The 10,122-nt window shown below is 50.7% G+C and carries 9 protein-coding genes; 4 read left to right on the forward strand and 5 right to left on the reverse strand.

The genetic code is table 11. The features are described from left to right. The coding region (locus tag B3D59_RS04530) for a S1 family peptidase (RefSeq protein WP_286817985.1) at positions 1-716 on the forward strand (716 nt) is incomplete at its 5' end. 15 nt (positions 717-731) lie between these two features. Here the strand turns inward: B3D59_RS04530 and B3D59_RS04535 are convergent. After that, positions 732-1,634: a rhomboid family intramembrane serine protease gene (locus B3D59_RS04535; protein WP_286817986.1), complete on the reverse strand. Its 903-nt coding sequence runs from the start codon at positions 1,632-1,634 to the stop codon at positions 732-734. Between the two features lie 74 nt (positions 1,635-1,708). On the opposite strand from B3D59_RS04535, the gene B3D59_RS04540 reads away from it, so the two are divergent. Continuing rightward, positions 1,709-2,512, forward strand: coding sequence for a fumarylacetoacetate hydrolase family protein (locus B3D59_RS04540; protein ID WP_286817987.1), 804 nt, complete (start codon positions 1,709-1,711; stop codon positions 2,510-2,512). Positions 2,513-2,607: 95 nt separating this feature from the next. Here B3D59_RS04540 and B3D59_RS04545 read toward each other — a convergent pair whose 3' ends face one another. Beyond that, complete coding sequence (locus tag B3D59_RS04545; RefSeq protein ID WP_286817988.1) at positions 2,608-3,132, reverse strand: Spy/CpxP family protein refolding chaperone; 525 nt, start codon at positions 3,130-3,132, stop codon at positions 2,608-2,610. Between the two features lie 265 nt (positions 3,133-3,397). On the opposite strand from B3D59_RS04545, the gene B3D59_RS04550 reads away from it, so the two are divergent. Together B3D59_RS04550 and B3D59_RS04555 are read left to right on the forward strand one after the other, a co-directional pair. Then, on the forward strand, positions 3,398-5,224 hold the full coding sequence (locus tag B3D59_RS04550) for an ATP-binding protein (protein ID WP_286817989.1): 1,827 nt from the start codon (positions 3,398-3,400) through the stop codon (positions 5,222-5,224). Positions 5,225-5,244: 20 nt separating this feature from the next. Beyond that, positions 5,245-6,606 (forward strand): sigma-54-dependent transcriptional regulator, encoded by a 1,362-nt coding sequence (locus tag B3D59_RS04555; RefSeq protein ID WP_286817990.1) that lies wholly within the window; start codon positions 5,245-5,247, stop codon positions 6,604-6,606. A 20-nt stretch (positions 6,607-6,626) separates the two neighbouring features. Here the strand turns inward: B3D59_RS04555 and tyrA are convergent, their stop codons facing one another. From tyrA to B3D59_RS04570, 3 genes are all read right to left on the reverse strand, one after another. Then, on the reverse strand, positions 6,627-7,769 hold the full coding sequence (tyrA, locus tag B3D59_RS04560; RefSeq protein ID WP_286817991.1) for a bifunctional chorismate mutase/prephenate dehydrogenase: 1,143 nt from the start codon (positions 7,767-7,769) through the stop codon (positions 6,627-6,629). A 41-nt stretch (positions 7,770-7,810) separates the two neighbouring features. Further along, positions 7,811-8,470 (reverse strand): NAD(P)/FAD-dependent oxidoreductase, encoded by a 660-nt coding sequence (locus tag B3D59_RS04565; RefSeq protein WP_286817992.1) that lies wholly within the window; start codon positions 8,468-8,470, stop codon positions 7,811-7,813. A gap of 133 nt (positions 8,471-8,603) precedes the next feature. Then, positions 8,604-9,596 (reverse strand): integron integrase, encoded by a 993-nt coding sequence (locus tag B3D59_RS04570; RefSeq protein ID WP_286817993.1) that lies wholly within the window; start codon positions 9,594-9,596, stop codon positions 8,604-8,606. Between the last annotated feature and the right edge of the window lie 526 nt (positions 9,597-10,122).

Below are 10,122 nucleotides of genomic sequence, written 5' to 3' on the forward strand. Positions count from 1 at the left end.
ATGTTTTGTTTCGGGAACGGGATGCTTACATGGCCGACCTGGTGTCAAAAATAAAAGCCTCCACCGTATCCGTGGGCACCTATTATTATAAGGATGTCCCCATGACCCGGTTTCTGGGTACCGGCTTTGCCATCGGGGACGGCAGCAGAATCGTCACCAACCAGCATGTACTCGAGGCCATTAAAGAAAAGAAACTCATGTTCCATCTGCGTATTTTTCACAAGAATTTGTCGGGCAAAGGGGTTAAGGCCGTCTTGCTCGCCGAAGACCCTTTCCACGACCTGGCCATACTGGAGATGGCAGGCAAATTGGATCCCTTGCCCATGGCGGCGGATGGTTCCCTCAAAGAGGGGCACCAGGTGGCGATTACCGGATATCCCATCGGTTTTGTGCTCGGCCTCAATGCAACCACTCACACAGGTATTGTTTCGGCCATTGCGCCGGTTATTCTGCCCACCCCCCACGGCAGCCTGATCAAAGGAGAGATGATCAAATACCTTGAAGACCCCTGGGAGATTATCCAGCTTGATGCCGTTGCCTTTCCGGGGAACAGCGGAAGCCCGGTCTATCGGATTGCCACCGGAGAAGTTGTCGGAGTGATCAATAAGGTTTTTGTCAAAGGGAAAAAAGAATACGTCCTTAAAGAGCCGACGGGAATCACCTATGCCGTACCGGTCAGTTTTGTCCGAAAGCTTAACCGGTCCATTAAAAAGTAAAGGGTCCCCAACCCGTTACCCCGGCAGAAAGGTCAAAAGACCCTGGAGAAACGCCGTGCACAAAATTACCAGGACAATGCCCAAACTGATCCGGCCGATTACCGGACCTGATAACGGTGCAGACAACGGATAATAACACAGGCCGATTCCGGTACCGGCAAGGAAACCAAACAGGTGGGCAGATATGTCGGTATTTTCACCATGGCTGAACATGGCGGTAAGTGTGGCTGCCGCAACAAAGGGGGCCACTCCTTTGAGTTTTGGAAATACGGATTGACCTGATTTTTCGCCAATGGTCATGCGCCGGGCCCCAAGGAGTCCTGCCGCCGCCATAACCGCTGTGGAGGCCCCGATGGAGAGTCGTAAATCCGGGCCGAAACTTTCAGATACAAGATTGCCGGCCGTGCCTGCCGCCAAAAGCAGCAAAAGCCCCTGTCCGTAACCGCTCACGCGCAGCAAAGGGCCTGCAAGCACGATTATTCCGGCCATATTTCCCAGAAGATGGTCCGCATTGCTGTGCAGAAATAAGGCTGTCACAGCCCTGAAACTTTGCCCCTGGCTCAGATAATATGAAGACGAACCAAAGTCCAGAATCGCTTGTTTGTGAAGGCCCCGGGTAGTGATGATGTAATGGATGGCTGATAGAAAAAAGGCCGTTACCAGGGCGGCAGGGGAGAAAAAAATTCTGGTCGGAACATGGGGGGCCTGCCTTGGGATATCCTTGTTTTCCCTTGCGTATTTTTTAAGTTGCTGTTGGGCCTTAAAAACATCGTCATCAGGTACAAGGATATTGCACAATCCGTCAGGGCCTGTCTCAATAACCGCCCTGACGGACTGGGAAGCCAGGACCACCAGGATAAGATCGGCCTGCTTTCTGATGTTTTCATTGTGTATACTGCCTGTGAAGATAGATTTCATTTTTTCCTTGCCGGATGTATTGATTTCCGGCTATGAATATAGCTCATGCAATAAAAAGAATAAAGGAGCCTTAAATGAAGATCATTCGTTTTACTACCCAACAGGGTAAGGAAGTCATTGGGTGCGATTGGGACGGAAAAACAGCCAGTCTGGTGGAACAGTCTGCGGACTATGGTTTCAGCGATACCGGTGAACGGGTGGCGGTCGTAAAAATTTTGCCCCCGGTGGAACCTTCGTCCATTATCTGCATCGGCCTTAATTACCGGCGTCATGCAGAAGAGACCGGCCAGGAAATCCCAAAATATCCGGCCGTGTTCATGAAATACCCCGGGTCCCTTGCAGGGCACAAAGATCCGGTCGTGATCCCCAAATGTGCGTCAGATCCGCCCGAGGTGGATTACGAAGCCGAGCTTGGGGTGATCATTAAAAAGGCCGCTAAAAATGTGTCCGAGGAAGATGCCCTGGATTATGTGCTCGGCTATACTTGTACCAATGACGTCTCTGCCCGGCGGTGGCAGAAACATGCCGGTGGATTCCAGTGGACCCGGGGAAAAAGTTATGACACCTTTTGTCCCTGCGGGCCGGTCATGACGACGGCAGACGAAATTCCCGATCCCCAGAGCCTTGCCATTAAGTTACGCCTGAACGGTGAAGTCATGCAGGACAGCAACACCAGCGACATGGTATTCAGCATCGCCAATATGATCTCCTACCTCTCCCAGTCTTCAACCCTTTTGCCCGGCACCCTGATCCTGACAGGAACACCCGAAGGGGTAGGCTTTACCCGTAAACCCCGCGTGTTTCTGGCGCCGGGAGATCGGATGGAGGTTGAAATTGAAGGCATTGGCGTGCTTGAAAATCCTGTGGAACAAGAATGATACATTGAAAAAAGGGTCCCCCCGGGTGTGTTACCCGGGGGGACAGGAGAGAAGGTAGTTGATGGAGGGATGTATCGTGGAGCGGTGGGTATGTATTATTTGTTTTCTGAGGGGGTCTTATCTTGGGGATCGTCAATTCCCGGCCCAGAACCATCATTAAACCCGGCACCTCTGCCAAGTCCATGATAGCCGCCAGCGCCGTATCCCATACCAGAGCCGCCAAATCCTCGGCCCATGGCCATGCATTTTAATTCCGGAGAGATTTTTCCGGCATCCAGGGCAAATTCCAACCGTTTAACTGCCAGATCTTTTGATAAATCCGCTTTTTCCATGACCATGGATTTCAGTTTTGCCGGATCAGGATTGGATGTTTCCATGTACATGAGGATCTGCTGATCCAGGTTCATAATGTTTGTACGCATTTCATAGGTGTCATCAGTAAATTTTTGATGCAGCTCGCGAAGCTGTTTTTGCTGTTCATCGGTCAGGTTCATGCACGCACGGGCTCTGTCCTGCCTTAAGCCCTTTTCTTTGCCCTGTTTTGGGGGCGTTGCAAATGCACCTGCAGAAAAGCTGCATGTAACAATCAGGATGGTTAATGCGGCTAATGTTTTTTTCATAATGCCTCCTTGTGGCCCTTGGTTTATATTCCGTGATTCGTGCTTTGATGATCTTAAATTTCTATGATCATCGTTGCAGAATTATAATGCAATTGGTGTGCCATTCATGTCTATATTCATTGAAGTCGTTTTGTACCAGGGCATTGGCGTCTAACTACCATACCAGGCTATATTTTAAAGAATCAAATATAGTGTGTACTTTTTATCCAGGTAAGGGTATACAATCGGGTAAAAAATATACGTTCCATATATCTGTGTTGACCCAATGAATAGATTTAAATTAAATATCACCCCAAAAATGCCGGGGTTAGTGCCGCCTCTGGTGATGGTGGGTGTTCTGGTTGTGCTGTTGCCTGTGTTTATCCTGATGACCCTGGACCGGGTTAAAAAGCAGGATGAGTTTATCCGGGAGCGGTTTTTAATCACAGGCACCTCGTTAATCCGTACATTTGAGGCCGGCACCCGGATTGGTCTGGGCTCCATGCAGTGGGGTATCGAACGGCTTCAGTCCATGCTGGAGGAGACCGCAGGTCAGCCTGATGTTGCCTATATCATGATCACCGATGCCATGGGAAAGATCGTCGCCCATTCCGATGCCGCCATGGTGGGTAAAATTTATGACGGGTGGCCAGACCTTGCGTCGTTACCCATGGATCCCCATCGAATCTCCAGCCGCTCCCTGAATACCGAGGATGGGCCGGTTCTGGAATTGGCCAAGCGATTTGTTCCATTTAATCCCAGGCTCAGAGGTCGAGGATGGGCAGCCGGCCACGGTCCCGATCCCAGCTATGGCTACGGCTACGGAAATATGCCGCCCGGGCCGCCTGGCCCGCTTGGTCCTGAAAGCTCGGCCAGGCCGGCTTTCGGCGCATTTGGGCAGACTGATCACTATATTTTTGCCGGAATGTCCATGGCCGGGGTGCAGGCGGCTCAGTCCCAGGGATTTAAGAATATCGTCATCAGAGGACTTTTGTTCTTTGTTTTCTGCTGTTCGGGCATTATTGCCCTGTTTGCCCTCCAGGCTTACTGGGCTGCCCAGTCATCCCTGGAACAGGTTATGGCGTTTTCCGACAATGTGGTTCAGAATATGCCCTCGGGCCTCATCACCCTGGATACGAATTTTAATGTGACGTCCGCCAACCGCGCTGCTGAAAAGATCCTGGGTAAAATTCCCGAAAAAGCCTACCCCCAGATGGCTGCCATGGCTGCTAAGATTACGGGGTCAGGAGGCGTTGCGTCCGGGGAAGTGGCGTTGAACCCAAAAGAGCAAGGCGAGCTCCGGCTGGATATGACTGTTTCGGCCATTCCGGCAGACGAAGACCAGATCCAGGGTTTTGTCCTTTTATTCAGGGATCTGACCCAGATCCGGGATTTGAAAAAACAGGTGGAAACCAATCGGCGTTTAGCGGCCATAGGAAAACTTGCCGCAGGTGTGGCGCATGAAATCAGAAATCCGTTAAGTTCCATCAAGGGCTTTGCCACCTATTTTTCCCGGCAGTATAAAAATGAACCCGAGGACGTGGAAATTGCAAAAATTATGGTCCAGGAAGTGGAACGTATGAATCGCTCCATCACCCAATTGCTCGAATTTGCCAAGCCCATGGCGGTGGAGATCAAGCAGACCCGGATTGAACCCCTTATCCGCCATTCCCTTAAACTGGTTTCCCATGACCTTGAGAAAAAAAAGATCCGGGTTGAAACAGATATCCGCACTAGAAGAGAAACCATTCATACGGATCCCGAACGGATCTGCCAGGTGCTGCTCAATTTGTACATGAATGCCTTAAATGCCATGGACAGCGGCGGAATCCTTGAAATAGGCGTGGCCGATGTACAAGATGATATTGAAATCCGGGTGGCGGACAACGGCTGCGGCATCCCGGCAAAAGATCTTGAAAAAGTATTTGACCCCTATTTTACCACCCGGGCCAAGGGAACCGGTCTCGGGTTATCCATTGTTCACAGGATTGTTGAAAATCTCAAAGGAGATATCCGGGTGGAAAGCCGGCCTTCAAAGGGCACCGTGTTTTATATCATCCTGCCTGTTAATGGGGCGGTGATGGCAGCGTCTGACAATAAATCAATAAAATAGACAAGATTAAGGATATGTTGATGAGTGACAAGACCGTGCTGGTGGTGGATGATGATACAGCCCATGCCACCATGCTTAGAACGCTGATGAAAGGGTGGGGATATGCCGTTCAGGTTGCCCCGGACGGAGATGACGGTGTGGATGCGGTGACAAACAGCCCCTTTGGCCTGGTGCTCATGGATATGAAAATGGTGAAAATGTCCGGCATGGACGCCCTGGCCAAAATTCATGCCTTTAACCCGGCCCTTCCCGTGGTCATCATGACCGCCTATTCCTCGGTGGACACGGCCGTCCGGGCGCTGAAAATCGGGGCCTATGATTACCTGACCAAACCCCTTGATTTTGACAAGCTTAAACTCACCGTGGATCGGGTGTTTGAGCGCCTTCACCTGAAAAACGAAAATCAGGACCTGAAAAAACGGTTGGAAACCAGCAATTTTCATCACGATATCCTGGGCAAAAGCCCTGTCATGAAAGCACTGCTGGATACCATACACATGGTGGCCCCCACCGATGCCAATGTGCTTGTCACAGGGGAATCCGGCACAGGAAAGGAACTTGTGGCTGCCGCCCTTCACAACAACAGCATGAGAAGGCCTCACCCCTACATCCGGATCAACTGTGCAGCCATCACCGAAACCCTTTTGGAATCAGAACTGTTCGGCCATGAACGGGGCGCATTCACCGGGGCGGATAAAAAACGCAAGGGCAAGTTTCTTTTGGCGGACAAAGGCAGTATCCTGCTCGATGAAATCGGTGAGATGAGCCTTGCCATGCAGGCAAAGCTGCTGCGGGTCATCCAGGAAAAAGAGATTGCCCCCGTGGGCTCGGAACAAAGCCTTGCCGTGGATGTGAGGGTGATTGCCGCCACCAACAGGGATTTAAAAGAGATGTCCGCAAAAAAAACGTTCAGGGAAGACCTTTATTACCGTCTTAATGTGGTACACATTGATATTCCGCCGTTGCGCCGGCGCCCCGAGGATATCCCTGAACTTGCCATCCACTTCCTCGATGAGTTTGCCCGGAAAAACCGCAGGGACATCAAGGGATTCTCTCCCAATGCCATGGATACCCTGATACGGTATGAGTGGCCCGGCAATGTCCGGGAACTGATGAACGCCGTGGAGCGCGGCGTGGTCATGGCCAGAACCGACTACCTTTGCAGGACTGACCTCTCCTTTATTTCAGATGAGGAGGCAGAACCAACAATAAATGCGGAATTGAATCTTGAAAATATCGCCCTGGCCAAGGTGGAGGAACGGGCCATCTTATCCACCCTGGCTGCAGCCGGGGGAAATAAGAGCGAAGCGGCCCGAAGACTTGGCATTACCCGGAAAACATTGCTTAAAAAACTTAAGCTGTACGGGGATGATGCGGATTAACAGCCTGTTGACTGCGTTTTTTAAAATCGTTCAATCAGTTTGTTTATAAAATAGGTGCTTTCACGCAGGGCCTGGTTGCCAAAGGGTCCGAACCATTCAGCGATCTGGTTAAATTCTTTAATAAACGCTTCTTTGTCTCCGGATTCAAGCATATCCAGAAACTGGGTCAAGGATTGAACAAATGTTTTTAACAGTTGACGTCGTTCAGGTGTGGCAAAGATGATTTCTGCGTACAGATCAGGGTCCTGGGCAAAAAGCCTGCCCACCATGCCCAGTTCCAGGCGGTAGATCGGGCTTGAGAATTCAAGGGTGCGTTTAATGGGTATGCCCTGGCGGTAAAGAAAACTGCCGAAACTGAACGTGGCAAAATGCCGCAGGGCCTGGACAATCTCCATGATCTGGTCATGTTCCCGGGCACTTGCTTCAACAACCACCGCGCCCCAGGCAACCAGCTGGTCAATAACCCACTGGCAGGCATCGTCGTCTTGTCCGGCACATGCCGCAATGATCTGCTTGTCCAGGTTGTTCGTGGTGGGGCCGAAAAGGGGGTGAAGACCCAGCACAGGTCCCTTGTGTGCCCGGCACATGGCTTCAAGGGGGAGCGTCTTGACCGAAGTCAGGTCTGTGAGCACCGCATCCGGCCGCATCAGGGGGGCTAATTGCTCAATGACCTTGACGGTGACGTTAATGGGGACACAGACAATGACAAGGTCTGCGTTTTGACACAGACCTTGGGCCCGGTCCCAGTCATTTTTATCCAGGATCTCCACCTGGTATCCGGTTTCGGTGAAAAATCGAACAAACAGACGCCCCATCTCTCCGGCACCGCCCACAATCAGTATCCTTGCCTGAGGCCGAATCAAACTGGTTTTGGACACACGGGTCTGACTTTTCCTGGACTGGTGCATGATCGTTCTGTAAAGACTCTCCACCAAATCGGGGTCCACATCCATGTCCGAGGCTTTTCCCCGCAGGCGGGATATCACGTCTTCCTCCCGGGCCGGATGGTAAATGGACACCTTGTGCGCTTTTTTCACCTCCACGATTTTTTCCACCTGTTTCCGGCGCTTGCTCAATAAGGAGATAATCTCGGCATCAATGTCATCAATTTCATCCCGAAAGGGTTTGATTTGCTGTGCAAAAGAGGCGTTGTCTTTGGTCATGATTTATAGTCTTATAATAATTTGTGTTTATGGAAAATAGATTAACCTTGAATGGCCTTTTCAAAGGGTTCAAGGCCGATACGATCGATCATCTTTCCGAGACGCTCCCCTTTATTTGCATTTTCCCTGTAATACTCAACAATGCGTTTACAAGCCTCCATGGCCTGTTCAGTGCTCAGTCCTTCAGCCACCTTCTGGGCAATTCTGGGACTCATACCCACGTTGCCGCCAATGACAAGAACCCAGCCGTTAGCTTCACCGATAAGTCCGATGTCCCTGACCCAGGATTCGGAGCAGGAGAGCTTGCACCCGGATACCGCTATTTTGAATTTACCCGGCAGTTGCATGGCGTGGTATTGCTTGTCCATTTCCATGCCCACGCCCAGGGCATCCTGCTTGCCGAGCTTGCAGAAGGTGGTTCCCGGACAGGCGCGCACCGAGCGGATACACATGCCCACAGCCGCACCCTTTTCAAGTCCCAGATCCTGCCATGCCGAATCAATGTCCTCTTCCTGGAGTCCTACAATGGCAATTCGGGTGGCTCCGGTAAGCTTGAGGGCTTTGGCCTCGTATTTTTCTGCCACATCAGCAATTTTTCTGAGCATTTCCGGTGTAACAACCCCGCAGGGAATGTGAGGGGCAATGGCATAGGTCTTGTTGTCATTCTGGAGGATGGCTCCCTTTTCGCCAAGTTTGAGCATATGGTTTATCCTTATTATAAAAGTTAATAAAATGGTTCGTGAATAACATTCTGTCAAAATAAAACGGCCCTGGGCGTTGTCAAGACTGTTGATTTTATCGTGGTTTAATCTTGCCCGGTCATTGCTTTTTAGCTTATAACCCGTCCAGAGGGCTTTTAACGCCTTTTCCCCCGCGATTGAGAACATGAGTGTAAATCATGGTTGTGGAGACGTCTGCATGGCCGAGCAACTCCTGAACCGTACGGATATCATAACCGCTTTCCAGAAGATGGGTGGCAAAACTGTGGCGCAGGGCGTGGCAATTGACCCTTTTGGTAATATTTGCCTGCTGGGCCGCATTTTTGATGGCTTTTTGAAGACCGTTTTCGTGGATATGGTGGCGGCGTGTCTTACCGCTCTTTGGATCAACGGAAAGCCGGCCGCTGGGAAACACATACTGCCATCCCCACTCTTTGGCGCCATCGGGATATTTTTGTTCAAGGGCATTGGGAAGAGATGTCTCACCAAGTCCTTTCTCCAGATCTGTTTCGTGGATCTCATGCACCGCTTCAAGGTGGGTCTTAAGCTGGTTTACAAGCCGTTCGGGCAAGGGCAGCACACGATCCTTTTTCCCTTTCCCGTCCCGGATCACGATCTGCTGGTACCCGAAATCAATGTCCTGGACCCTGAGCCTGACACAATCCATCAACCGCATACCCGTACCATAAAGCAGGGAAGCCATCAGCTTTTGCGTGCCGGCCATCTGCCCAAGAATTTTGGCAACCTCGCTCCGGGTTAACACCACGGGCAGACGCCTGGGACGTTTAGCGCGTACAAAATTACCAATATCACCCAGGGGCTGTTTCAGCACCTTGTCATAAAAGAATACCAAGGCATTCAACGCCTGGTTCTGGGTGCTTTCCGCAAGATTTCGCTGAACGGCCAGATGTTGCAGGAAACTGACAACCTCACCGCTGCCAAGCGTTTCCGGCTCCCGGTTGCCGCAAAAGGAGATAAAACGCGTCACCCATGATTCATAAGACTGTTCGGTTCTTATGGAATAATTCCTTGTTCGCAGCGCCACCAGCAGCTGCGTCAGAATCTCTGTATGAACTTTTCGGACGTCGGCAAGTTTTGAGTGCTTTATATTTGACAGGTGATCAATGGTTTTTTGGGCCGAAGTCCCGGCCGCAACCGTGGGATGGCATTCTGTGAGGGAATCGGCTGAATCCATCCAGAATTTCCAGTCCACCTCCGGCAACCAGGTTACGCCAAGCATGGCAAACAGATTCTGTATAGCATCCACAATCTGCCTGAACTGCCAGTCCTCAATCCCATCTGTTCTTACCTGTTGTTCCAGGTAGGCGGCCACCTCTTCCGGGCCGTGCTCCGCCAGGGGCTTGTCGGGGAATGCTTTGATATACTGCTCGGCTCTGATCACATACCACCTGATTACATTGTCTTTGATACCAATGTTTTTCAGGCGGTTTATGTAATTGTCCCAAAACTTCTTAATTTGGCTTTCTTGTGTTGATTTCGGCGGATTCATGTGGTAGGTGCTATTTATGTTTCTGGGGTAATATTTATTTATTATGAAAAATAATACACAAATACTTTAAAAATGCAATAGGTAGAATCCGCCTATCAACATATTGGCCCATTCTGCCTATTTC

The sequence above is a fragment of the Desulfobacter sp. UBA2225 genome (genome assembly GCF_002348205.1).
Taxonomy (GTDB): Bacteria; Desulfobacterota; Desulfobacteria; order Desulfobacterales; family Desulfobacteraceae; genus Desulfobacter; species Desulfobacter postgatei.